This is a genomic window from Salinicola sp. V024, assembly GCF_052645315.1.
Window position 1 is genome coordinate 1 of the sequence record NZ_JBQXYB010000017.1, and the last position, 25556, is coordinate 25556.

Consider the following 25556-nt stretch of genomic DNA (forward strand, 5'->3'; position numbering starts at 1 on the left):
CGCCGTAAGGAGTGGCGTATTTTAAGGATCTGGGTGAGGATGTCAACGTCTTTCTTGTCGAATCCTGCCTGGCACCGTTGCTGCTTAGCGGTGCCGATCCTTGAAGAACTGGGAAGCAATCTTACCGGCCTCACCGCCTTGCGTCAACCGATTTCTTCAATCAAATCAAACGCTTGGAGTTCTTCTCACTGTCCCCGAAAACCTCTCTCGGCGGCAGCGGATGCGTACTTTACGTTTCTACTCGGCGGTTGGCAACCCCCGAAAGAACAAAAAAACTAAAGACTAGAGTAGATCGCCACTATACCGCCCTCTCGGGAACCGCCCTCTCGGGAACCGCCCTCTCGGGCGGGATTCGTCTCGGGCTATATAGCCCAGAGCTCCATGAAAGCATCGACCGGCATCGATTCGAGCTGGGCCGTGTCTTCATACAGAGCAAAGATCTGCTCACAGCGCTGCGCAGGAAAGCGCGTTGCCAGGTTGGACCGAAACTTTTCCTTGAGCTGCGGCACGCCTTCCTCCCGGCGGCGCCGATGGCCCAGTGGGTACTCTACGGCCACTTGCTCGGTCTGGGTCCCGTCCTTGAAAAAGATCTGAACCGCATTGGCGATGGAGCGCTTGTCCGCTTGATGATATTCCCGGCTATATCGCTCGTCTTCGACGATCTCCATCTTGTCACGCAGGAAATCGATGACCGGATGCGTCAGGTGGAAATCGTCTTCGTAATGCTCAGCGGTCAGACTACCGAATGCCAACGGCACGGCGATCATGTATTGCAGACAGTGATCCCGGTCGGCCGGGTTAGCGAGCGCACCCACCTTGGAAATGATGCGAATGGCCGATTCATGGGTCGTCACCACGATGCGATCGATCTCTTCCAGACGATCGCGCACCTGGGGGTGTAACGTGACCGCGGCTTCCGCTGCAGTCTGAGCATGGAATTCCGCCGGAAAGCTGATCTTGAACAGCACGTTCTCCATCACGTAAGTGCCGTAGGATTGAGAAATCCGAAACCGGCGATCCGCTTCAGGCTTGATCGCCTGATCCTTGTTGGTCTTGCTGAACGACACATCATAGAATCCCCACTGGGGCGCGGAGAGCACGCCGGGAATTCCCATCTCGCCGCGCATGGCAATGTCGGCCAGCCTCACCGCCCGCGAAGTTGCGTCTCCTGCCGCCCAGCTCTTGCGTGACCCCGCATTGGGTGCATGGCGATAGGTACGTAGACTCTGGCCGTCGACGAAGGCATGCGACAGTGCCGAAAGCATCTGGTCGCGATCGGCGCCCATCAACTTCGCGACTACCGCCGTCGATGCCACCTTGACCAGCATGACGTGATCAAGGCCTACCCGGTTGAACGAATTCTCCAGTGCCAGCACGCCTTGAATCTCGTGCGCCATGATCATGGCTTCGAGCACGTCGCGCATGATCAGCGGCTTCTCACCCTTCGACAGGCGTCGTTGCGAGAGATGATCGGCGATTGCCAGAATGCCGCCGAGATTATCCGAGGGGTGTCCCCACTCCGCTGCCAGCCAGGTGTCGTTGTAGTCCAGCCAACGAACGATGCAGCCGATATCCCAGGCGGCCTTCACCGGGTCCAGGCGCAACTGCGTACCGGGTACTCGAGCACCGTGGGGGACCGTCGTGCCTTCCACCAGCGGCCCCAGATGCTTGGTACATTCCGGAAAGCGCAGCGCGAGCAAACCGCAACCCAGCGTATCCATCAGGCAATGACGCGCCGTTTCCAGCGCCTCCTGACTCTCGATTCGATTCTTGAAGGAAAAGCCGAGCACGTAATCCGCGATGGCCTGAAGTTCCGGGTCGTAATCGGGGCGCTGATTGAGATCGACGTTGGCACTCATGAAATGGCGTCCTTGGCTGTGACGGTAAGGCTCCCTCGCCGCTCCCATCAGCGACGGAAAGACGTGGGACTATCGATTGGTGAATTATCGACTGATGAATTATCGACTGATGAATTGTTGTCGATTGGCGAACTGTCATCGTCATGGCTACCGCTGTTCGATCGGTACCCAGTCGCGCTTTTCCGGTCCGACATAATCCGCACTCGGACGAATGATGCGGTTATTGGCACGCTGCTCGAAGACGTGAGCGCACCACCCGGTCAGCCGAGAGCAGACGAAGATCGGGGTGAACAGTTTCGTCGGTATACCCATGAAGTGATAGGCGCTGGCGTGATAGAAGTCGGCGTTGGGGAACAGCCCCTTTTCGCGCGCCATCACCGCATCGACACGTTCGGAGACGGCATAGAGGTGGGTGTCACCCACATCGTCTGCCAGCTGCTTGGCCCAATGCTGAATGATTGCACTGCGCGGATCCGACTCCCGGTAGATCGCATGGCCGAAGCCCATGATCTTGTCCTTGCGCTCGAGCATTTCGAGCAGTCGACGCTCCGCCTCGTCGGGATTCGACCAGTGACTGATCATTTCCATCGCGGCTTCGTTGGCGCCGCCGTGCAGCGGCCCGCGTAACGAACCGATCGCCCCGGTCACGCAGCTGTGCAGGTCCGACAGCGTCGACCCGCAGACACGGGCGGTAAAAGTGGAGGCGTTGAACTCATGCTCCGCATACAGGATCAGCGAGACATTCATCACCCGCGCGTGAAGGTCGGAGGCGGGCTTGCCATGGAGGAGGTGGAGAAAGTGCCCGCCGATGGAGACATCATCCGTTTCGGTCTCGATGCGCTCACCGTAGCGGGAATGCCGATACCAGTAGTTGAGGATGGACGGCATGACCGCCAACAGCCGATCGGCGTGGCGCTGTTGATCCTCCATGCGCTGCTCGGTTTCCAGGTTGCCCAGCATGGAAGTTCCGGTGCGCAGCACGTCCATGGGATGGGCATCGGAGGGAATCTGTTCCAGCACTTTCTTCAGCGGCGCCGGTAGCGAGCGCGAACGCTGGAGCTGCGCGATGTAGTCGTCCAGCTGCTGTTGATTGGGCAACGCTCCCTTCAGCAGCAGATAGGCGACCTCCTCGAAGCGTGCGTTTTCCGCCAGCGCCTGGATATCGTAACCGCGGTAGGTGAGGCCCGAGCCGCTCTTGCCCACCGTGCACAGCTCCGTGGTGCCCGCGCTCTGCCCCCGCAATCCGGTGCCTTGGGTCATTTCCGCCATGATCGTCTCCTCCGATAATCTCGTTGCTGGCAACGACTCAGCCTCGCCCTTTTTCCAAGGACTCACTCTCGAAAAGCGTATCCAGCTTGCGTTCAAAGGCGTGGTAGTCGAGAAATTCGTAAAGCTCGTCTCGCGTCTGCATCAAATCCACCACATCCCGTTGGTGCCCCTTGGCGTGGATGTCCTGATAGACCTTGAGCGCCGCCGCATTCATTGCCCGAAACGCGGAGAGCGGATACAGCACCATGCGGCAACCGACTTCCGCCAGCTCCTGCTGAGTGAACAACGGTGTCGCCCCGAATTCGGTGATATTGGCAAGGATCGGCGCATCGACGCCCTCACAGAACGCCCGGTAATCATCCAGGGTATGTACTGCTTCAGCGAAGATGGCATCCGCACCGGCCTCGACACAGGCGTTGGCGCGTTCGACGGCGGCAGCAAGTCCTTCCTTCTGGAACGCATCGGTGCGCGCGATCAGATAGAACTCCGGGTCGCGGCGAGCGTCGGATGCCGCCTTGATGCGATCGACCATCTCAGACTGGGACACGATCTCCTTGTTGGGACGATGACCGCAGCGCTTCTGCGCCACCTGGTCCTCGAGATGGACTGCCGCGACGCCCGCCCGCTCCATCTCCTTGACCGTGCGCGCAATATTGAAGGCGCCACCCCAGCCGGTGTCTATATCCACCAGCAACGGCAAATCGCAGGCCGCGGTAATCCGGCGCGCATCTTCCGTCACATCGTTGAGCGTGGTCATGCCCAGATCCGGCAGGCCGTAGGACGCATTGGCCACACCGCCGCCGGAAAGGTAGATAGCCTGATGCCCCACCGACTGGGCCATCATCGCGCTGTAGGCGTTGATGGCACCGACGATGGGCAACGGGCGGTGATTGGCGAGTGCGGCGCGAAAACGCGCACCGGGGCTGGACTGCGTCATGATTCGATCCTCGTGATGTCGGAAGCGGGTTGATCGCCCAGCGTGCGCGCATAGTGGGCGGCGACGTTCTCGCGGGAAGCGCTGACGTGACGACGCATCAGCAGCTCCGCCAGTTCGGCATCGCCGGCCTCGATGGCATCGACAATCCGATGGTGCTCGACGAAGGCTCGCTGCGGTCGAGAACCATTGGCACTGAACTGGGTGCGGTAGAGCCGTACCAGGTAATAGAGGTCATCGCACAGCAGCGTCATCAGCATGCGATTGTGGCTGCCCTGCACGATGCGGTAGTGGAAATCGAGATCGCCCTCCCGCTGGTAATACGCCTCACCGCTGGCCAGATCTTCCTGGCGCTCGTGAAAAGCGAGAACGTCACGTAGCCCGGCAATCTCCTCAGCGGTCATCGATTGGGCAGCGAGACGCGCGGCCATGCTTTCGAGCGCCTCGCGAACATCGAACAGCTCCAGCAGTTCATCCATCGACAGCTTGACCACCCGAGCGCCGACGTGAGGAACACGCTCGATTAGCCGATAGGTCTCCAGACGTCGCATGGCTTCCCGCAACGGGCCTCGAGAGATGCCGTAATGGGCGGAGAGTTCCGGCTCGGTGATACGAGTGCCTGGAGGCAATTCGCCGCGAACGATGGCGCGTTGAAGCTGATGGAATACCCGCTCGGCCAACGTGCGAACCACGGGGAGTTCAGTATCGGCGTGCTGCGTGTCTAGAATTGACTGAGGCATGAAGTTGTTAACAATTGGAGAGCGAAGACCTCATCATAGGCGCCACGTTTTTCTCGGGCAATGGGAAAAACGTCGCGGACATCGCACTTTAGTCGAGAGTTGAAAATGCCGTCGCTCGGCATTGTCGACAACATTGTCGTCAACAATGCTTTTTCTGCCAATCAGACAGACGCCAAGCGGCCACTTTGAGCAGGCCGCAGCCATCCTGTCGGCGCTTCAAAGGCCTCGCTCCTTTCCATGACTCTCGATAAACTCGCCCCGGCGTCGAGCGACGAGATCCAATGATGACGATCGTCGCCGCCGCGTTGCCGTTTCATTGGTCAGGGAAAGCATTCATGGCTGACGCGAGAGCGTGGCTCGAGATAACCGACGTCCCCTATGCTCCCGATCCGGCAGCGTCATTCGAGCGCCTGCGTCATCGACCCGGTGCCGTGTTGCTGGATAGCGGCCGACCGGATGCCCCGGGTGGACGCTTCGACATTCTCACCAGCGACCCCTTGGTCACGTTGACCATCGCCGATGGTCACCCGGTCTGCGACCCCGCCCTGCCATTGCCGTCCGAACCCTTCGCCGCTCAGCAGGCGCTGCTCGATCATGCCCAGGCTGCGCTCCTCCCGTCGTTATCGGCAGCATTGGCGGAACGGGCAACGGAACTTCCTTTCCTCGGCGGGCTGCTTGGTTACTGGGGCTATCCGCAGTCGGCGACCCACGATACTCGTCGACCGGCAGATCGCCGGCCGGGGCCAACGCTACCCGATGCCAGACTGGGGCTCTACGACTGGGCACTGATCCAGGATCACCAATGCCAGCGCGCCTTTCTGGTCGCCACCGCACAGCGGCGCCGCCAGGTTCTAGCGTGGCTGCAGGCCGATCCGCCCCGGCGAGAGATCGATTTCCGGCTGACCCGGCCCTTCACCGCGGATATCGACCGCGATGGCTATGCCCGGCGTTTCCAGCAGGTCATGGATTATCTCCACGCCGGCGACTGTTACCAGATCAATCTCGCGCAGCGTTTTACCGCTCATTTCGAGGGCAGCACCTGGCAAGCCTATCGGCGCCTGAGACGTGCCACCCCGACGCCCTTCGGCGGCTATCTCGCGTGGGATGAAAAGGCCATTCTGTCGCTGTCGCCCGAGCGTTTCATTCGCGTGGTCGACTCGCAGGTCGAGACCCGGCCAATCAAGGGCACCCGCCCTCGCGGCTCGACCACCGATGAAGATCGACGACTGGCCACCGAGCTCGAGCAGAGTGCCAAGGACCGCGCCGAGAACATCATGATCGTCGATCTGCTGCGCAACGACCTGGGCCGTGTCTGCCGTTCGGGCAGTGTCACGGTGCCACAGCTCTGCGGACTGGAGAGCTACGCCAATGTCCATCATCTGGTCAGCATCGTGCGTGGCGAACTGGCGGTAAACGCGAGCCCCCTCGACCTGCTGGCCTCGGCATTTCCCGGCGGCTCGATCACCGGCGCGCCCAAGCACCGGGCCATGCAGATCATCGACGAGCTGGAACCCAGCCGACGTAGCGTCTATTGCGGCAGCCTGGGCTATCTGGATCGACGCGGCCGGCTGGACACGTCAATTGCTATACGCACCGTCGTCGCCGACGACGACACCCTGCACATCTGGGGCGGCGGCGGTCTGGTCGCCGATTCGGAAGAAGCGTCCGAGTATCGGGAAACACTCGCCAAGATCGAGCGCCTGATGCAGGCGCTCGAAGCATCCGACGGCTACGAGAACGATTCCCAGTAACATCTCATTGGTTTACGCTGCGTGACGCCATCGCCAAACAACGACCCATGACTTGAAAGCCACGACTTTTTCGCCCTCTTCGGCCGACTCGACGTCTACCGTCGCCCGCTATCATGCGCGCCAGCGCCGCCAGCGCTGGCTGATCGCTGCGACCGCCCTGGCGACTCTGATGTCGCTGCTGCTCGATATCGCCACCGGACCCGGGGCCTACGCCTTGAGCGACGTCACCAAAGCGTTGCTGGCGCCCTCCGAGGTCTCCCGCGTCCTGCAGGTGGTGGTGTGGGATATCCGGCTACCGGTGGCCTTGATGGCCATCGTGGTCGGGGCCAGCCTCGCCATCGCCGGGGCGCAGATGCAGACCTTGCTCAACAACCCGCTCGCCGATCCGTTCACCCTGGGTATTTCCTCCGCTGCCAGCTTCGGTGCCGCCCTGGCGATCGTACTGGGTTTCGGCGTGCTGCCGGTCGCCGGCACTCTGCTGTTGACCGGCAACGCTTTCGTGCTGGCCATGCTCGCCTCATTGATGATCTGGGGACTGAGCCGACTGCGGGGCGTCAGCGTGCAGACCATGGTGCTGGTGGGCATCGCCATCATGTTTTTCTTCAACGCGTTGCTGGGGATGCTGCAGTACGTGGCCTCCGCCGAATCGCTGCAACAACTGGTGTTCTGGTCGCTGGGAAGCCTGAGCAAGGCGAGCTGGGGCAAAATCGGTCTGGCGGGGATGGCACTGGTGGTGACGATCCCCGTCTTCGTCCGCGCCCGCTGGCAGCTGACGTCACTGCGCCTGGGTGACGTTCAGGCCCAGGCGATGGGTATCGATGTCGGCAGGCTTCGGCTTCGCATGCTGCTGTGCTGTGCGCTGCTTTCGGCGACGGCGGTGGCCTTCGTCGGGACCATCGGTTTCGTCGGACTGGTCGGCCCGCACATCGCCCGGCTGCTGGTTGGCGAGGATCAGCGCGCGTTCCTGCCGATGTCGGCGCTGACCGGAGCGCTGATCCTGTCGCTGACCTCGATTCTGTCGAAGACGCTGATTCCCGGCATTCTGTTGCCGATCGGCATCCTGACCGCGTTGATCGGGCTGCCGTTTTTCGTCTCGCTGATTCTGCGCTCGCGCAAGGAAATCTGGCGATGAGCCTGATAATCGACCAACTCAGCTGCTCGCTGGGAAAGCGTCGGGTCCTGCATGACCTGGCAAGGATGGAAGCCCGACCGGGCGAGATCACCGCGTTGATCGGCCCCAACGGGGCCGGCAAATCGACGCTGCTGAGAGCGATTGCCGGAATCACGATGGCCAGCGGCCATATGACACTCGATGGTCTGTCTCTCGAGACTCAGTCTCTCGGACAACGCACCCGCAAGCTCTATTACCTGCCTCAGGACACCAGTACCCAGGCGGCGCTGAGCGTCTTCGAAGCGGTTCTGCTCGCGCGCCGGACGCAGGTCGCCGAACCCAATCGCCATGCGCTGGCCGCCGTCGCGCAGGCACTTCAATCGCTGGAGCTCGATCCGCTGGCCGAGCGCGAACTCGCCGCGCTGTCCGGCGGGCAGCGCCAGCGTGTCGCCATTGCCCAGGCCATCGTACGGCGGCCGAGGCTGTTGATGCTCGACGAACCCACCAGCGCACTGGATCTGCACCATCAGCTGCAAGTGCTCGATTATCTCCACCGCCTGGCACGCCAGGATGACGTGATCATCGTCATCGCGATTCACGACCTCAATCTGGCCGCGCGGTTCGCCGACCACCTGTGGGTGGTCAAGGAGGGGCGGCACATCGTCAGCGGCCGCCCCGGCGACGTGTTGACACCGCAGCGCCTGCGGGAGATCTATGCCATCGAGGCCGACGTGGAATGGCCGCCGGGCTCTTCCCCCCGGATCACGCCGCGGTCGGCAACACGCCAGCTGGGCAGCTGACAATCGCCGCGTCGGTCTTCCAGGCCAGGTAGAGAGCCGGCTCATATAACCATCTAACCAAAGGGTATTGGTCGACGTTCCGAGAGGATTGCTAGAGTGGCCGTCATTCCAAGCCCCGCCGGTTTCCGCCCCTCGCGGCGTGACCGTTCCGAAGGAGTCCGCCATGGCGTTCGATCTCGACGCTCTCAACCGTGACATCGGCCACGATCCGCTGGCCATTACCGAGTTCGCTCTGAGTCTGGATCAGAAGGCGATCTGCACGACCAACTTTCGTCCGTTCGAGGCGGTGATCCTGCACCTGGTCACCCGGGTGCGCCCGGACATCCCGGTCATCTGGATGGACAGCGGCTATAACACCCCGGAAACCTACCGTTTCGCAGAAGAGCTGACGCAGCGGCTCGATCTGAACCTGACGATCTATCATCCCCGACGTTCGCGCGCCCATCGAGAAGCCGTCGAGGGTCCGACGCCGGAAATCAGTGACCCGCGCCACGCCGCGTTCACCGAAGAGGTCAAGCTCGAGCCCTTCCGCCGCGCGCTATCCGAAACGGCGCCGGACGTCTGGTTCACGGCACTTCGCGCCGAAGACACCCCGGAACGCTCGCGCATGCTACCGCTATCCCGCAACGCCGATGGCCTATTGAAGGTAGCCCCGGTTCTGCACTGGAGCGCCAAGCAAATGTATCAGTACCTTCAACAACACGATCTGCCCAACAATTTCGACTACTTCGATCCCACCAAGGTGGAAGACAAGCGAGAATGCGGCCTACATCTGCAACACTGAGCCAGCGCCGGTATTAACCCGGTAGCCCTAACGCATGAGCCCCGCCAATGGCGGGGCTCATGCGTTTACGGATCATCGACGACTGCCACCAAGCACTCGTTCGTCAGCGCGCGGGGCATGCCAAGGCCCGTTACAGCACCGGCAGCTGGATCCCCTTGAACAGCTCGGCTTCGTGCCGCGGCCCGGCCGCCAGTGCCGCTTCGACGGTATCCCGGTCCAGGTGCGGTGCCAGACGTTTGACGAAATCATACATGTAGGTGCGCATGAAGGTGCCGCGGCGGATCCCGATCTTGGTGGTGGAACTCTCGAACAGATGAGAGGCGTCCACCGCCACGAGATCGCTGTCCGCCACCGGATCGACGGCCATATGCGCAACGATGCCAATACCCAGACCTAGCCGGACATAGGTCTTGATCACATCGGAGTCGGCGGCCGTCAGCACCACATTGGGCGTCAGATCGCGGGATTTAAAGGCATCGTCGAGTTGCGAGCGCCCCGTGAAACCGAAGACGTAGGTGACCAGCGGATGCTCGGCGACACGCTCGAGCGTCAGCTCTCCGCTCGCCAGCGGATGCCCCTTGGGAACCAGCACGCAGCGGTTCCAGCGGTAGCACGGCAGCAGCACCAGATCGTTGAACAGTTCGAGCGACTCCGTGCAGATGGCGAAATCCGCCGTGCCGTCGCTGACCATCTGCGCAATCTGCTTGGGGGTTCCCTGCTGCATGTGCAACGCGACATCCGGATACTTCTGACGGAATTCACCGATTACCCCCGGCAGCACGTAGCGCGCCTGGGTGTGGGTCGTGGCAATGGCCAGACTGCCGCGACGCTCGTCGCTGTGTTCCTGCGCCACGTGCTTGATGTCGTCGACCGTTCGCAGCACCTTGCCGGCCAATTCGACGATCGCCTCTCCAGCGGGTGTCACGCGGGTCAGGTGCTTGCCGCTGCGCGCGAATATCTCGACGCCCAGCTCGTCTTCCAGCAGCCGAATCTGCTTGGAGATCCCGGGCTGCGACGTGAACAGACTCTGTGCCGTCGCGGAAACATTGAGCTGATGCCGCGTCACTTCCCATACGTAGCGCAACTGTTGGAGCTTCATAGGCAACCTCGTGACTTCCGGACTCGACAAAAAAGCATAAAAAACGGCGCGCAGATTACTTTACGCAATATGCGGCGGAGCGTGAAGGCAAAAATGCCAATCAACAGATATGAGGAAACGCTCTTTAATAACCTGGGGCTATCGTTGCGATATGCCACGATATTTGCCAGCGCAAGGTGCAAGGGCTAACATCGCGTCCATAAGCTCGATAAGAGCGCAATATCCCCAGGAGTTAACGTCATGTCCAACAATGTCGATGTCACCACTGCCAACTTCGAGCAGGAAGTGCTGAATGCGGACAAGCCCGTGCTGCTGAAATTCTGGGCACCGTGGTGCGGCCCCTGCAAGATGATGGCGCCGGTGGTTGACGAAGTCGCCGACGAGAAAGCCGACGACATCAAGGTCGTCAGTGTCAACGTCGATGACGCGCCGGAAATCGCTTCCGAGCAAGGTGTCCGTGGTGTTCCTACCGTGATGCTGTTCAAGTCCGGCGCCAAGGTGGCCTCGTTGGTCGGTGCGCAATCCAAGTCCCAGTTGACGCAGTTCCTCGAACAGAACGGCTGATTCGCCATTGGTGGAATCGCCCGGCCGCACTCGATAGAGTGCGGCTTTTTTATATGCAACTTTCGCTATCTTGCTGTGCTCGTTCCTTACCGGCCCCATCGTCTCTTACTGCTCGATCTCTTCCTCGAGTTCGTCGAGGGCCTTCTGTGCCTTACGTTGACGCCGCCGGCGACGCTCCGAGGGGCTCAGCATCTTGGCGATCCAGCGCGTCTCGGGATGACTGTCCAGCGCGATCTTAAGCGTCATGGTCAGCGGCACCGAAAGCAGCATTCCCACCGGCCCCAGAATCCAGCCCCAGACGACCAGTGACAGAAACGCCACCAGAGTCGACAGCCCCATCGTCCGGCCCATGATGCGCGGTTCGATGATGTTACCGAGCACGAAGTTGATGGTGAGATAGGCCCCTGCCAGGGTCATTGCCTTGGCCGCCCCGCCATCCGGCATCGCCAGCGTCAGCAATACGGGGGGAACCGCGGCCAGCACTGAGCCGATGTTGGGGATATAGTTGAGAATGAAAGCCAACGCGCCCCATAGCAATGCAAACTGTACCCCGACGAGCCAGGCCGAAATGGTGACCAGAACACCGGTAATGAGACTGATCGCCGTCTTGACCGCCATGTAGCGCTTGAGGTTGTAGCTGAACTCGGTGAACCGCTCCAGACTCGGACCGGGATTGGTCAGCGCTCGGGCCACTTTCTGACGAAAGTCCAGAGTCTCGAATAGCATGAAGTTGACCATCAACAGTATTACCAGGCTCTGGGACAGCACCAGGCCGAGCCCACTGATGAACCCGGAAATCCAGTTCTGATCGCCGGAATCATCGACCATGTCTGACAACTCCTGCGGCGAGACGGAGAATCCTTGATTCGCCAGCCACTGCAACAGGGTGAGATAGTGACCTTCCAGCTGTTTCTGCATCTCCGGCCAGCTGTCCATGAACATCGTGAAGCTGTTGGCCAGCAGCGTGCCGAACAGGGCCAGCAAACCACCCAGGATCAGCAGCGTGATCAATACCGCTGCCAGGGAGCCCATGCCACGCCGGTAGAGCCAGTGGACCGGCGAGGTGCAGATCACGGCGACGAACAGCGATAGCAGTATCGGAATGATGAGACTTTCGGCAGCACGTATCCCGGCAATGACGATGACCAACGACGCAAGGGTCAGAATCAGATTGACGGGGGTGGTCCGAAACGAGGGTTCCTGCCCGGGCGACATAGTGGTAATCCTAGTGACACATCCTGTGAAGCGAGACAGTAGCACGATCCCCGCGCGGGTTCGTTGCTGTCGTGCAAAGTGTCGAAAATATCGTCGCTGAGGGTTATCGAAGGACAAAAACACGGATGCCCCCGAGCCGTGGCTCGGAGGCATCCGGTTGCGACGAATCGATCGGGTTTCGCGAGGTCAGGCCAGCGGCTCGTATATCCCCGCCTCGCCCTTCCGGCCCGGCGACACGGTTAGCCGTAACGACCGGTAATGTAATCCTCGGTCCGCGATTCGCTCGGCTGGGTAAATATCTTGGTCGTGTTGTCACACTCGATCAGGCTACCCAGATACATGAAGGCGGTGATATCCGAAATACGCGCCGCCTGCTGCATGTTGTGGGTCACGATGACGATCGTGTAATCCTGCTTGAGCTCGTTGATCAGGTCTTCAATATAGCCGGTCGAGATCGGATCCAGCGCCGAAGTCGGCTCGTCGAGCAGGATCACCTCCGGTTTCACCGCAATGGTACGCGCGATACACAGGCGTTGCTGCTGACCGCCGGACAGCGCCTGCCCGCTCTGCTTGAGCTTGTCCTTGACCTCGTTCCAGAGTGCCGCCTTTTTCAGCGCCCACTCGACCCGCTCTTCTAGCTCTCGGGCCGACAGCTTTTCGTACAGGCGAATCCCGAAGGCGACGTTATCGAAGACCGACATCGGGAACGGCGTCGGCTTCTGAAAAACCATGCCGACGCGCGAACGTAGCAGATTGAGATCGACGCCCGACTGATAGATGTCGTAATCGTCGAGCAATATCTGTCCTTCCGTGCGGATCCCCTCGTAGAGGTCGTGAATTCGATTGAAGCAGCGGATCAACGTCGACTTGCCGCAACCCGATGGCCCGATGAACGCCGTCACCTGACGCTCGGGAATTTCCATGGAGACGTTCTTGATCGCCTGGAATTTGCCATAGTAGAGATTCAGATCGTCGACGCGCAATTTGGTGGCGATCTGCGGCGCTGGCACCTCACCGGGACCGCCGGCGTCGCGTTTCTGCTTGAGTTGAAGTTCGGCTGTCATGGCAGTCTCGCAGCTGGAAATCAGGAACGCTGGCGCGAGAAATAGCGCGCCGCAATGTTCAGAATCAGAATGGCAGCGGTCAGGATCAACGCCCCGCCCCAAGCCAGCGCCACCAGGTCGGGAATGAAGGCGTTGATCGTCATGTTCTGGTAGATGGTCATTGGCAGGTTGGCCATCTCGCTACCCAGGTCGAAGAAGTTCCACTGGTTGGAGTTCAGCGAGGTGAACAACAGCGGTGCCGTCTCGCCACTGATCCGCGCGAAACCCAGCAGAATCCCGGTCAGGATGCCCGCGCGCGCCCCGCTGTAGCACACTCGTACGATGATCCAATAGCGGTGGGCGCCGAGCGCCGCCGCGGCTTCACGCAACGAATTGGGAATCAGGCGCAGCATGTCCTCGGTGGAACGGATCACCACCGGCACGATGATCACCGTCAGTGCCAGTACGCCGGCCCAACCGGAGAAATTGCCCATCGGCACCACCACCATGGCATAGATGAAAAGGCCGATGATGATCGACGGCGCCGACAGCAGAATGTCGTTAATGAAGCGGATCACCTTGGCCATCATCCCCTTGCCACTGTACTCCGCCAGCCAGGTACCCGCCGCCACGCCGATGACCGTCCCGATCACCGTCGCCGCGCAGGTCATGATGAATGTCCCCCAGATCGCGTTGCCCAGGCCACCACCGGTCATCCGCGTACGCTCGACGAAGGTCGCAGGCGAGATCGCCCCCAACCCTTTGGTCACCAGGGTAAACAGAATCGCGAACAGAAAGGCGAACCCGATCAGGGTCGCCACCTGACACAGCACCATCACTAACTGACTGAGCCGTTTGCGGCGGCGATAAAGCGGCGTTTGACTGATATTCATGTTTCTCTCCTGCCGCTCAGGCATGTCGACCGGTGCTGTTGCGCAGCAGATAGCGCGCGAAAGCCAGTACCGCGAAGGTGATCAGGAACAGAATCAGACCCAATGCCAGCAGCGCCGAGCGCTGAGAGCCGTCAGATTCGGAAAACTGATTGGCGATCAGGGCCGCGATCGAGGTGCCCTGCCCGGTCAAGGTGGTGTTGAGGAACAGGTTATTACCGATGACGAACGTCACGGCCATGGTTTCGCCCAGCGCACGCCCGAGTCCCAGCACGACCCCACCTACCAGGCCAGTCTTCACTGACGGCAGGATAACGCTGCGGGTGACTTCCCAGGTAGTGCAGCCCAGACCATAGGCGGACTCCCGCATGACCGCGGGCACGGTATTGATCACGTCCCGGCTCACGGCGGTAATGAACGGAATGATCATCACCGCCAGAATGATACCCGCCGTCGTCAGACCGGTGCCGGCAGGAAAGACCGTGGGGAACCAGGTGCGCAGCAGTGGCGCCAGCACCTCCATGCCCCACATGCCATAGATGATCGAAGGTATACCCGCCAGCAGCTCGATCAAGGTACTCAGCGGCTGGCGCAGAAATCCGGGGCATTGCTCGGTCAGAAAGATGGCAATGCCAAAAGAGATGGGTACCGCTATGACGATCGCGATGAACGACGTCAGCAGCGTACCGTAGATTGCCGGCAGCGCGCCGAAGACTTCGACGTTGGCCGCCCAGCGATTTTCCGTAAAGAAGTCCAGGCCATAACGTTGGATCGCCGGCCAGCTGGACACCATCAGTGACGCGATAATTGCCCCGAGCAACAGCAGCACCGCAAAAGCGAAGGCGAACAACATGCGCTCGAACCACACATCGATGCGGGCCTTGCGCTGAAGCCGCTTCTGGGTGGCATCGCTGAGATGGCCCAGGCCGCTGGCTTGAATCGCGTTGGAGGTGGACATCTTCATTCCTCATCGACTAGCCATCATGCCGCCAACCGGCGGCATTCGATACAGCGCCGCGACGGGGGCGGTTGCCCGCCCGCCGTCGCGGCATGTCATTCAGAGATTACTTGGTCCAGACAGCGTTGCCATCCGAATCCTTGATCTCGCTCCAGCTGTCACGAACCATGTCGGCAACATTCTCCGGCATCGGCACGTAGTCCAGCTTTTTGGCCATGTCGCCGCCATTGCTGTAGGCCCAGTCGAAGAACTCGAGTGCCTGACGAGCAGCGTCGGCGTCCTGGACTTCCTTGTGCATCAGGATGAACGAGGCACCGGTGATCGGCCAGCTCTTGTCGCCCGGCTGATTGGTCAGCACCAGGTACATGCCCGGCGCCTTTTTCCAGTCGGCATTGGCGGCAGCGGCCATGAACGAATCCATGTCCGGCGCGACGACCTTGCCGGCCTGGTTCTTCAGGTGCACCAGGCTCAGATCATTCTGTTCCGCGTAGGCATACTCGACATAGCCAATTGCGCCGTTGGTGTTGGAAACTTGGCTAGCCACACCGGCGTTCGCCTTGGCGCCTACACCGGCAGGCCAGGCAACGGATTTACCTTCACCCACGGTGTTGGCGAAATCTTCGCTGACCTGCGCCAGATAATGGGTAAACAGGAAGTTGGTGCCAGAGCCGTCAGCACGGTAGACCGGCGTGATCTGGGTATCCGGCAGATCCATATCCGGGTTCAACTTGGCGATGGCCTCGTCGTCCCAGTTGGTGATCTTGCCCTGATAGATATCGGCCAGTGTCGGGCCATCCAGATTGAGCGAGTCGCCCTCGATGCCCTCGACATGGAACGCGGCGACCACGCCACCCATGACCATCGGCCACTGCATCAGGCCATTCTTGTCGAGCTCTTCCTTGGTCATCGGCGCGTCACTGGCGCCGAAGGTGACGGTCTTGGCAACGATCTGCTGGATGCCGCCGCCGGAACCGATCGCCTGGTAGTTGAGACCGATGCCGGACTCGTCCTGGTAGGCGTCTGCCCACTGCGAATAGACCGGATACGGGAAGGTTGCACCGGCACCGGTAATGGAGTCCTGGGCCTGGACACCGGCGGCGCCGAGAACCATGGAGCCGGAGATGAGCGCTGCGAAGACATGTTTAAGCATAGCGATATCCTGTTTCCACCTTGAATGCGTGAGCGATAACGACGTTGCGAAGGTTGCCAACACTCTCAGCGCACACCGTACTTCAGTGTCGTGACAGTTTTATGACACCCATGCAACTACGTTAGCGAAGGTCTCGAGATCGTGCTCGTCTCTAGCGAAAAAGCCACCGCGATCGCCTGAAGCTTCAGGCTCGCCAATGAGCATCAATATGGCTTGAGGCTTGAGTACTGCAACCTTCGCGCAGCCACGATGACAAGATTTGATGACAACAGGATGACAATCGTCAGGCCGGGTAACGGTGATGCGGGTTCAGGTAACGGCTCAGGCAGTGCTTTCGTCCTGCCCCACTCGCTGTTTGAGTGCGCGACCCGCCAGGACCCTGACCCCGACATTGGCCAGCAACGTGGCTCCCAGCATCGTCAGCACCGTTGGCCAGGCGCTGGCCAGCTCGAATGCCCCGACCAACGCGCCGGAAACGGCGCCGCAGGTGAACTGGAGACATCCCTGCAGAGCGGTGGCGGTGGCGCTCATGTGAGGGAAATGATCGAGCATCGAGGACATGGCATTGGGGCTGATCAGCCCCTGCATGCCGACGAAGACCACCATCAGTGGCGCCACCGTATAGATGGAATCCAGCCCGGTTGCGACCATGGTGACCAGCAGTAGACCGGCGGTGAGCTGGACGCCCAAGCCCAACAGCAGGTTCTGCTGGGGCGTACGGATCTTCAGCAAGCGGATGTTGAGCCGGCTGGAGGAGGCCATGATCAGAATATTGGCGCCGAAGACGAACGGATACAGCCTGGTCGAGAGACCGTAGTGCTCCATATAGAGATACGGCGAGCCGGTAATGAAGGCGAACATGCCGGCGAACGACATTGATACCGCACCGATATACCCCATCGCTTCGCGATGGCGCAGTACGCTCCTGTAATTACCCAGAATCTGGCGTACCGACGGCGCCTGCGGGTCGCGGCCATGAGTTTCGGGAAGATGCCGACCGAGCAGCCAAAGTACGAACGCGGCGTAGACCGCCAGAAACAGAAAGATTAGCCACCAATTCGCCAGATGCAGCAGCGCGCTGCCAATGGCTGGCGCGATCAGCGGCGCCATCATCAGAATCATCATCATGGTGGACATGACCTTGGCGGCCTCGCGCCCACTGAAGCGGTCACGCACGATCGCCGCAGAATTGACCACGCAAGCGCCGCCCCCCAGGGCCTGAACGAAGCGCCAGCTCCATAGCGAGGCCAAAGAGCCTACCTGCGTCAGCGCTAAGCTTGCGATCAGAAACACCACCAGGCCGGTCATCAGCACCGGCTTGCGTCCGTAACGATCGGACAGTGGCCCACAGACCAGCTGTCCGAACGCGAACCCGAGCAGAAACACGCTGAGCGATAGTTCCGTGTGATGCACGCTGGCACCGATCGAAGCCGCCAGCGATGGCATCGCCGGCAGGTAGGCATCGATCGCCAATGGCGCCAGTGCCGTGTTGGCAGCAACCAGCAGAGCCAGACGGCGGGCGGTCAAGGTCGTCACACTATCTCCTTCAGAACGAACCGGACATCATCGATAACGCGCCGGCAAACCAACGAAAGCCATGCAACCAGCGCAAAAAACGCCTCACCGGGGCGGCAAGGCGTGACGGGGATCAAGGGATCGCTGGCAACGTGGCAGTAATGACACCGCCCAGGCATGAACGCCTAGCGCCCTCAGCTGTGCGAAGAAGCCTTGGTCCGCTGTGATTCGAGCAGCTCGACGAACGGCTGAAATTCATGTCGATTGTGCTCGCTCATGTGCATGAGGATCCGGTGGGCTTCGAGAATCCGCCGCTGTATGGCGCTCTCATCGGCTTCGACGTGCGGCAACACATCCAGCTCCGAGGGCTCGGTCAGCGGCGCCTCGAGCAGAGTGAAATAGCGGGCAAACCCCATCACATCCAGCATGCGGCGCACATCGGGATGTTCGGCGATGATCGTCGGCGGATCGTCGAGCCGCCCCTGCACCGCCATCGCCACCTTGGCCAGAAACCCCAACGCGGTCGAGTCGACGTTGGTCGCCTGGCGCAAATCCACCATCACTGCCCGCAAGCCGGGCAGCTCGGCCAGACGTTGCGCCTCCGCATCCAGCGTGGCGCACAGTGTCAGCCGCACGTCACCGCACAGCTTGAGCACGAATACGCCCGACTCGAATGCCGCCTTGATCCGCCCTTCATTCATGGTCGAAACCGCTCAGTGTCATCATACTGAGATCATCCGGCAGTTGATCTCCCAGCGCCAACCCGTCCCTCAGGTCATCGACGCCGGTACAATGTGTCGTGCGGTGCTCGAGTTCCTTGAGCCGCGCGCTTAATGAATTCTCCGGCAGACATTCCAGTACGCCGTCGGAGCAGAACCAGAGCCGAAAGGACTCGGGCAGTGGACAGCCATAGATGGGGTATTCGACATCCGGAAACAAGCCCACCGGCGGGCCTTTTCCACCCAGATAGGCACTCCCTCCCTCGGCCTGAAGAATCGGCATCGGCAACTGTGCGCCGAGCGCATAGTGCAGAAAACGGCGCTCATGGTCCAGCACGCCGGCAAAGACCGTGGCGTGCTTGCCGATGCCGGTTTCCAGCAGCTCTCGATTGAGCTCGCCCAGCCACCGTGACGGGAAGGCTTCCGGCAGCAACGTGCGCCACTGGGCCAGCCAGCGATTGCACAGATATTTCAACAGCACGGTGACGAATGCCGACGACGCTCCGTGCCCGGCGACGTCGGCGAAATAGAAGAAGCTGTAACGCTCGTCGCAGCGTTGAAAATCTAGAAAATCACCCGACAGATAGAGCGAGGGGGCAAACCAGTAATCGCAGCGGACGCCGAGATGGCGGATGCCGGACGGCGGCAGCAGCTTGCGCTGCACGTGCCCGCCCGCGCGCTGATCCTCGCGAAGCATCTCGAGATGTTTCTCGAGCCGGTCGTTCAGAGCCTCGAGCTCTTTCCGACTCTGGCTATGTTCTCGCGACAGACGATCCTGCTCCAACGCCCGTTCCACCAGCCGTCGCAGAATATCCGCATGTTTCAGCGGCTCGACCAGATAATCGATCAAACCGGCATCGATCGCCTTGTGCAGATCGCCGTCGCGCTGACTTTCGCTGATGACAATGGTGGGTTGCCCCATCGCCAGCTGCTGCCAACCGTCGTGAGACACCGCGCGCACATGCGCCACGACCAGATCGCAGTGTACCGGCAAGGCCGCGATCGACGCCGCGGCGTTCAATACCACGTCGAGACGCGACAGCGCCTCGATCAGCCGCTCGCGATCCGGCCCGGGCAGGTCGATCAAACCGATCACGGGCAACTCATCCAGCGGCATATTGGACACGGGGCTACTCGGCGAAGTCGTCTTCACTGTATTCGAAATCGTCACCGAAACCGCCGCTGGCGAACGGATCTTTGCCCGCGGCTCCGTTGGTGACCTCGAACTGACGACGCTGCAGATAGGCATCGCGAATGAAGCTGTAGCGGTCTCCCTGGATCAGCTTCTCCTGCTCGAGCAGGCCGGCTCGCAGATCCACGAAGCGCAGGAACGTGAGACCGTAGCGCCACTTGTCGTCCTCGACATAAGTGACCGGGTACGTGTAGGCGTCGACCGGCAAGCCGCTGGTGTCGCGAACCGTACTGGGCCCCAGCAGCGGCAGTACCAGATAGGGGCCTGAATCGAAGCCCCAGACACCCAGAGTCTGACCGAAATCTTCCGTGTTCTCATTCAGGCCCATTCTCGTTGCCGGGTCGAGCACGCCGCCCACGCCCAGCACGGTATTGACCAGGAAACGGCCGGATGCGACGCCGGCATTGCCCCACTGCCACTGCAGGACGCTGTTGAACACCGTGCGAATCTCGCCCAGGTTGGAGAAGAAGTTACCCACGCCGTCCTGCACCGGATCGGGCGTGACGGTGTCGTAGCCCTGCGCGACCGGCTTCAGCGCATAGCGATCAAGGGTATCGTTGAACTGATAGACGCCCCGGTTGAAGCCTTCCCATGGATCTTGAGGATTGGAATCTTCCCCGGTCGAGGCGCAGCCGCTCAGCGCCGCTGCCATGCAGACGCCGCCCAGCCAATGGATCGATTTCATTAACACGCATTCCCTTTACGCAGTATCACACTGCCCGCACTGTAGCCCGCACCGAAGGAACACACCACCCCTACATCGCCCTCCTGCAGATCGTCGCGATGGAGGTGGAACGCGATGATCGATCCAGCGGAACTGGTATTGGCATAGCGGTCCAGAATTATCGGCGCCTCAGCCAGTGAAGGCTCGCGCCCCAGCACGCGCTGGGCGATCATGTCATTCATGTGACGATTGGCCTGATGCAGCCACAATTTCTTGACGGAATCTCCCGTCAGTGACTGACTTTCCAGATGTTCGAGAATCAACGCCGCCACCAGCGGGCAGACCTCCTTGAACACTTTGCGCCCTTCCTGGACGAAAAGCTTGTCCAGCGCCCCCTCATCTTGATCCGCCAGACGATTCAGAAAGCCGAAATTATTGCGAATGGCATTGGAGAACCGAGTGGTCAGACGCGTGCCGAGCACCGTGAAATGTTCCCGATCCTGAGCGAGATGATCGGCTTCCAGCACGATGGCGGTGCAAGCGTCACCGAAGATGAAATGGCTATCCCGATCACGAAAGTTGAGATGCGCGGAACAGATCTCGGGATTGACCACCAGCACCCGCTCCAGGCTGCCGGCGCGAATGGCATTGGTCGCCATGTCGATGGCAAACGTCGCGCTGGAACAGGCCACGTTCATGTCAAAGGCGTAGCCGCCGGCACCGAGCGCCGCCTGCAGCTCGACGGCCACGGCCGGGTAAGGACGCTGCAGGTTGGAACAGGCGACGATGATCAGGTCGAGCTGATCGGCACGGACTCCGGCCTCGTCCAGCGCCTGCCGGGCCGCTTCCATGCCCATTTCGGCCTGCACCGACAGCGTATCGTTGGCCCGTTCGGGAATCCGCGGGCGCATGCGTTCGGGGTCCAGAATGCCGCTGGCTTCCATCACGTAGCGACTTTCGATACCCGACGCCTTGACGATGAAGGCTTCACTGGAGTGCGCCAACGATTCGCGCTCGCCGCGTGCGATGGCTTCCGCCTGACGGGTATTTTCCGCATCGACCCAGGCATTGAAGCTGGCGACCAGCTCGGCGTTGCCAATCGAATCCGGCGGCGTGAACAGGCCAGTCGCGGTAATCACGGCTTGCGTCATTGACTCTCATCTCCCGCGGCCTCTGCCGCTATTACGGTTTACGTGTTCCCACTTGCGGTGGATGCACTGAAGCGAATCCGGCCGCTCACACGGTCTGCCCGGTGATCTCCTGCCAGCGGCGTGCCAGACGTTTTTCCGATACGGTTTCGAGCGTGCCCAACTGCTGCGCGAATAGCGAGACGCGCCACTCCTGCAGCCACCAGCCGAATTCGACCAGCTCGGCATCGACGATACCGTCGCGGTGCGTACTCTGGCGGCGGGCGTCGACCCGGGCTTCCCAGGCCTGGACCTGCTGCATCGACAACTGATCGCGACGCAGATCGCGGGGCGCCTTCTCGAGCCGGAGCTCCGCCGCCTCCAGATAGCGCGGATAGTGCGACAACCACGCACCGGCATCACGTACGAAACCGGGATAGACGAGACGCTGCATCTGCGCCTTGAGGTCACTGTAGGTGAGGGCGAGCGATAGCGTGACATTGCCTTTCAACGCCTTGGTCACCGCCAGATGCGCCTTGAGCGCCTTGTCGATATCGCCCAACAGCGCTTCGGCGTAGGCCACCAGCTCACCGCGCCAGGCCTCGAGACGAATCTCGAAAGCCTCGCGGGAGCGTGGCAGCGGATCGGCGGCCACCGTCTGCGCCAGACACGCATCGATCAGGTCACGGGCAAGCTGTTCCCGAGTCCCGACCTTGGCGAACAGCAGCGCGCACTGCTTGATCGCGGGCAATTCACGCTGGATGTAGCGCAGGGTATCGGGGAGCCGACGACGCGCCAGCTGAACGATACCATCGCGATGGGCGGCCTCGGCGCGTTGCGCATGATCGAACCAGGCGATCTGCAGCCCATCCCCTTCTGCCACCATGGCCGGATAGACCTCGACCTGAATGCCGGCCTGGCTGGTGGTGCGTGATGCCGGCAGCGCCTTCTCGGGAAAGTCTTCGAGGCGTTCAGCGGTCTCTTTCGGGGTTTCCGCCATCGCCCTGGCCCCTTCCGCAGCTGCCTCGCCAAAACGCGTCTGCAGCGCGCGCAGGTCGCGCCCCTCGCCCAGCACCTTGCCATTGTGATCGACCACGCGCAGGTTCATCACCAGATGCGGATCGAGCTGATCGTGGCGCCAGGACGATGCCTCCAGGCGTGTGCCGGTCTTGATTCGCAGAAACTCCCCCAGCGCCTCCTCGACCGGACGCTGATCCGGCACCAGGGTCGCCAGCGCGGCATCGACCCAGTCCGGAATCGGCACCACCTGCCGGCGCATCGCCTTGGGCAGTGCCTTGAGCAGTGCAATGCACTTTTCCCGCAACAGGCCTGGCACCAGCCAGGACAAGCGGCCTTCCGGTAATTGGGCGAGCATCACCGCGGGCACGGTCAGGGTGACGCCGTCATCGCTGGCCCCGGGCGCGAAGTGGTAACTCAACGGGTAACGGACGCCGTTGAACGTCAGCTCATCGGGATACTGCTCGACGCTGACGTCGTCGGCCTCTCGCGCCATCAGCGCGGCCTTGTCCAGCTTCAGAATGTCCGGCGACTCGCGCTCGGCGAGCTTGCGCCAGTTCTCGAAGCTGCGCCCGCCAGCGATCTCCGCCTGCACCCGCTCGTCGTAAAACGCGAAGAGCGTTTCCTCGTCGATCAGGATGTCGCGCTTGCGGGCCCGGTCCTCGAGATTCTCGACCTCGGCGACCATCGCCCGGTTGTGCTCAAAAAACGCGGCCTGGGTCTGGTAGTCCCCTTCCACCAGCGCGCGGCGCAGGAATATCTCGCGCGCTTCCTGTGGATTCACCTTGGCATAGTCGACCCGGCGACCGGTGACGATCGGCAGTCCGAACAGCGTGACCTGCTCCAGCGCCACGACCTGGGCGCGCTTGCGCTCCCAATGCGGTTCGCTGTAGGTACGCTTGATCAGATGCGCCGCCTGCGGCTCGATCCACTCCGGCTTGATTCTCGCCGCATCGCGAGCGTAAAGGCGGCTGGTTTCCACCATCTCCCCGGCCATGACCCATTTGGGCGGCTTGCGTGACAGCCCGGATGCCGGATGAATCAGAAAGCGTCGATTCTGCGCGCCCAGAAACTCGCGACTCTCCGGCTGCAACTGCCCCAGGTTGGAGAGCAGACCGGCGAGCAGCGCCTGGTGCAGGCGCTGGGTATCGACCTTGGGCAGGCCCTCGGGCTCGCCGTTCGCGGTGGCGCCAGCAGTCTCCGCGACACCGTCCGACGTCGTCGGATCGCCCTCGGGCGGGGACGCCGGTGCGGCCTCGCGAGGTTGCATGGCGGATGACAGCTCGAGTTTCATCTCGCGGGTCAGTTGACGCAGCTGGCGGTAGGTATCGTGCCACTCGCGCAGACGCAGATAGTTGAGATACTGGTCGCGACACCAGCGTCGCAGCTGGCTGCCGGAGAGCGTCTCGCGCATGGCATCGAAGCCGTGCCACAGATTGAGCCAGGCTACGAAATCGGAGTTGGGATCCTCCCACTGCTTGTGGCGCTGATCGGCGGCCTGGCGCTTGTCCGCCGGCCGCTCGCGAGGATCCTGGGCCGCCAGCGCGCTGACCACGATCAGTACCTCGCGCAGACAGCCGAACTGTTCTCCCGCCAGCACCATCCGCGCCAGACGCGGGTCGATCGGCAGCCGCGCCAGCTGTCGCCCCAGGTCGGTGATACGTTCACCACCATCGACCGCCCCCAGCTCGAACAGCAGCCGATAGCCATCCTTGACGAAACGCGCATCCGGCGCATCGACGAACGGGAAGTCGAATACATCGCCGAGCCTGAGCGACAGCATCGACAGGATCACCGAGGCCAGATTGGTGCGCTGAATCTCGGGTTCGGTGAACTCGGGGCGCGAGAGAAAGTCCTCTTCGCTGTAGAGTCGCAGGCAGACGCCCTCGGCCACGCGCCCGCAGCGACCCTTGCGCTGATTGGCACTAGCCTGGCTGACCGGCTCGATCGGCAGCCGCTGGACCTTGGCGCGCGCACTGTAACGGCTCATGCGGACCAGGCCCGGGTCGATGACGTAGCGTATCCCCGGTACCGTCAGCGACGTCTCGGCGACGTTGGTGGACAGTACGATGCGCCGCCCCGCGTGGGACTGGAACACCCGGTTCTGCTCGGCGTTGGAGAGCCGCGCGTACAGCGGCAGAATTTCGGTGCTCTTGAGCTCGGCTCGGCGCAAAAGGTCCGCGGTCTCGCGGATGTCCCTCTCGCCGGGCAGGAAGATCAGAATGTCGCGCGGCCCGCTGTACCAGCGTTTCTCGCGCTCGATGCGTTCGATCTCGTCGACCGCCGCCAGAATCCCTTCCTGTAGCGTCAGATCCTCTTCTTCCCGCGATTCGCGCACCAGCGGGCGGTAGTGCACCTCCACAGGAAAGGCGCGGCCGGATACTTCCACCACCGGTGCCGGCCGGGTCTCGCCGTCGCGCTCGATGGCGAAATGACGGGACAGCCGGTCGACGTCGATGGTCGCCGAGGTGATGATCACCTTGAGATCGGGCCGCCGCGCCGTCAGGCGTTTGAGATAGCCGAGCAGGAAATCGATGTTGAGGCTGCGCTCGTGGGCCTCATCGATGATGATCGCCTCGTAGCGCATGAGATCCGGGTCGTGCTGCGTCTCGGCCAGCAGAATGCCGTCGGTCATCAGTTTGACCAGCGTGTCGTCGCTACTCTGGTCGGTGAAGCGCACCTGATAGCCGACCTGTTCGCCGAGCGGCACCCGAAGCTCCTCAGCCAGGCGCGAAGCCACCGAGCGCGCCGCCAGCCGGCGTGGCTGCGTGTGGCCGATCATCCCGCGCCGACCCAGCCCCAGCTCCAGGCAAAGCTTGGGTAGCTGGGTGGTCTTGCCGGAGCCGGTCTCGCCTGCCACGACCACGACCTGATGCTCGCGCAGCGCTTCGAGAATGGTCTCGCGCCTGGCGGCGACCGGCAGCGATTCAGGATATTCGAGCGTCACCGGTTGGCGCCGACGCCGCTCGACGGCCTCACTGGAGGCTGCCAGGCGTGCTTCGATCTCCTTCAGCGATCGATCGATCGGCTTGCCGTCACGGGCACGCCGAGCCAAGCGCTCGAGCCGCTGGCGCTGTTCATGGGCGTCGCGAAGCAGGCAGGCGTCCAGGCGAGTTTGCAGATCATTCAGGGCTTGCAGAGACGGGGAAGCGATA

The 25556-nt window shown here is 61.6% G+C and carries 22 protein-coding genes; 6 read left to right on the forward strand and 16 right to left on the reverse strand.

Annotated elements, in window-relative coordinates; all coding sequences use genetic code 11:
- The coding region (locus ACUN9V_RS18105) for a hypothetical protein (RefSeq protein WP_445512387.1) at window positions 1–279 on the forward strand (279 nt) is incomplete at its 5' end.
- 83 nt (window positions 280–362) lie between these two features.
- Here the strand turns inward: ACUN9V_RS18105 and prpD are convergent.
- The 4 genes from prpD to ACUN9V_RS18125 all read right to left on the reverse strand — a co-directional run bounded on the left by prpD (window position 363) and on the right by ACUN9V_RS18125 (window position 4802).
- On the reverse strand, window positions 363–1859 hold the full coding sequence (gene prpD / locus ACUN9V_RS18110) for a 2-methylcitrate dehydratase (RefSeq protein WP_445512388.1): 1497 nt from the start codon (window positions 1857–1859) through the stop codon (window positions 363–365).
- A 147-nt stretch (window positions 1860–2006) separates the two neighbouring features.
- Window positions 2007–3128 carry a bifunctional 2-methylcitrate synthase/citrate synthase gene (gene prpC, locus ACUN9V_RS18115; RefSeq protein ID WP_445512389.1) on the reverse strand — a complete coding sequence of 374 codons (1122 nt, stop codon included), beginning with the start codon at window positions 3126–3128 and terminating at the stop codon, window positions 2007–2009.
- A 37-nt stretch (window positions 3129–3165) separates the two neighbouring features.
- Entirely contained in the window at window positions 3166–4065 is a 900-nt protein-coding gene (gene prpB / locus ACUN9V_RS18120) for a methylisocitrate lyase (protein ID WP_445512390.1), read from the reverse strand.
- A complete protein-coding gene (locus ACUN9V_RS18125; protein WP_445512391.1) occupies window positions 4062–4802 on the reverse strand; it encodes a GntR family transcriptional regulator in 741 nt (246 codons plus the stop codon). Before ACUN9V_RS18125 ends, prpB begins: the two co-directional genes overlap by 4 nt.
- 335 nt (window positions 4803–5137) lie before the next feature.
- Here ACUN9V_RS18125 and pabB point away from each other — a divergent pair, with 335 nt between their 5' ends.
- The 4 genes from pabB (at window position 5138) to ACUN9V_RS18145 (ending at window position 9248) form a co-directional block, all read left to right on the forward strand.
- On the forward strand, window positions 5138–6553 hold the full coding sequence (pabB, locus tag ACUN9V_RS18130; protein WP_445512392.1) for an aminodeoxychorismate synthase component I: 1416 nt from the start codon (window positions 5138–5140) through the stop codon (window positions 6551–6553).
- A 52-nt stretch (window positions 6554–6605) separates the two neighbouring features.
- Window positions 6606–7685 (forward strand): FecCD family ABC transporter permease, encoded by a 1080-nt coding sequence (locus tag ACUN9V_RS18135; protein WP_445512393.1) that lies wholly within the window; start codon window positions 6606–6608, stop codon window positions 7683–7685.
- Window positions 7682–8464 (forward strand): ABC transporter ATP-binding protein, encoded by a 783-nt coding sequence (locus ACUN9V_RS18140; RefSeq protein ID WP_445512394.1) that lies wholly within the window; start codon window positions 7682–7684, stop codon window positions 8462–8464. Before ACUN9V_RS18135 ends, ACUN9V_RS18140 begins: the two co-directional genes overlap by 4 nt.
- A 163-nt stretch (window positions 8465–8627) precedes the next feature.
- Window positions 8628–9248, forward strand: coding sequence for a phosphoadenosine phosphosulfate reductase domain-containing protein (locus ACUN9V_RS18145; RefSeq protein ID WP_075561734.1), 621 nt, complete (start codon window positions 8628–8630; stop codon window positions 9246–9248).
- 130 nt (window positions 9249–9378) lie between these two features.
- On the opposite strand, the gene cysB is transcribed toward ACUN9V_RS18145, so the two are convergent.
- Window positions 9379–10347 (reverse strand): HTH-type transcriptional regulator CysB, encoded by a 969-nt coding sequence (cysB, locus tag ACUN9V_RS18150; protein ID WP_075561733.1) that lies wholly within the window; start codon window positions 10345–10347, stop codon window positions 9379–9381.
- 240 nt (window positions 10348–10587) lie between these two features.
- Between cysB and trxA the strand changes: the two genes are divergently transcribed.
- Entirely contained in the window at window positions 10588–10911 is a 324-nt protein-coding gene (gene trxA, locus ACUN9V_RS18155) for a thioredoxin (RefSeq protein ID WP_075561732.1), read from the forward strand.
- Between the two features lie 105 nt (window positions 10912–11016).
- Here the strand turns inward: trxA and ACUN9V_RS18160 are convergent, their stop codons facing one another.
- The 11 genes from ACUN9V_RS18160 to hrpA all read right to left on the reverse strand — a co-directional run bounded on the left by ACUN9V_RS18160 (window position 11017) and on the right by hrpA (window position 25555).
- Window positions 11017–12126 (reverse strand): AI-2E family transporter, encoded by a 1110-nt coding sequence (locus tag ACUN9V_RS18160; RefSeq protein ID WP_439285224.1) that lies wholly within the window; start codon window positions 12124–12126, stop codon window positions 11017–11019.
- A gap of 239 nt (window positions 12127–12365) precedes the next feature.
- On the reverse strand, window positions 12366–13190 hold the full coding sequence (gene pstB, locus ACUN9V_RS18165; protein WP_445512395.1) for a phosphate ABC transporter ATP-binding protein PstB: 825 nt from the start codon (window positions 13188–13190) through the stop codon (window positions 12366–12368).
- A 20-nt stretch (window positions 13191–13210) separates the two neighbouring features.
- On the reverse strand, window positions 13211–14062 hold the full coding sequence (gene pstA / locus ACUN9V_RS18170; protein WP_110693717.1) for a phosphate ABC transporter permease PstA: 852 nt from the start codon (window positions 14060–14062) through the stop codon (window positions 13211–13213).
- Window positions 14063–14078: 16 nt separating this feature from the next.
- Window positions 14079–15017 (reverse strand): phosphate ABC transporter permease subunit PstC, encoded by a 939-nt coding sequence (gene pstC / locus ACUN9V_RS18175; RefSeq protein WP_083627727.1) that lies wholly within the window; start codon window positions 15015–15017, stop codon window positions 14079–14081.
- A gap of 106 nt (window positions 15018–15123) precedes the next feature.
- On the reverse strand, window positions 15124–16167 hold the full coding sequence (pstS, locus tag ACUN9V_RS18180) for a phosphate ABC transporter substrate-binding protein PstS (protein ID WP_110693719.1): 1044 nt from the start codon (window positions 16165–16167) through the stop codon (window positions 15124–15126).
- A 321-nt stretch (window positions 16168–16488) separates the two neighbouring features.
- The gene (locus ACUN9V_RS18185; RefSeq protein ID WP_445512396.1) at window positions 16489–17703 is read right to left on the reverse strand and encodes a Bcr/CflA family multidrug efflux MFS transporter; all 1215 of its coding nucleotides are present in this window, start codon (window positions 17701–17703) and stop codon (window positions 16489–16491) included.
- Window positions 17704–17876: 173 nt separating this feature from the next.
- On the reverse strand, window positions 17877–18383 hold the full coding sequence (locus ACUN9V_RS18190; protein ID WP_110693721.1) for an STAS domain-containing protein: 507 nt from the start codon (window positions 18381–18383) through the stop codon (window positions 17877–17879).
- A complete protein-coding gene (locus ACUN9V_RS18195; protein WP_445512429.1) occupies window positions 18376–19518 on the reverse strand; it encodes a PP2C family protein-serine/threonine phosphatase in 1143 nt (380 codons plus the stop codon). Before ACUN9V_RS18195 ends, ACUN9V_RS18190 begins: the two co-directional genes overlap by 8 nt.
- A gap of 13 nt (window positions 19519–19531) precedes the next feature.
- A complete protein-coding gene (locus tag ACUN9V_RS18200) occupies window positions 19532–20278 on the reverse strand; it encodes an MlaA family lipoprotein (protein ID WP_075561726.1) in 747 nt (248 codons plus the stop codon).
- Window positions 20278–21408, reverse strand: a complete 1131-nt coding sequence (locus ACUN9V_RS18205; protein ID WP_075561725.1) for a beta-ketoacyl-ACP synthase III — start codon at window positions 21406–21408, stop codon at window positions 20278–20280. The genes ACUN9V_RS18200 and ACUN9V_RS18205 overlap by 1 nt, the downstream gene beginning before the upstream one ends.
- Window positions 21409–21493: 85 nt before the next feature.
- Window positions 21494–25555, reverse strand: a complete 4062-nt coding sequence (hrpA, locus tag ACUN9V_RS18210) for an ATP-dependent RNA helicase HrpA (protein WP_445512430.1) — start codon at window positions 25553–25555, stop codon at window positions 21494–21496.
- Window position 25556 lies beyond the last annotated feature (1 nt).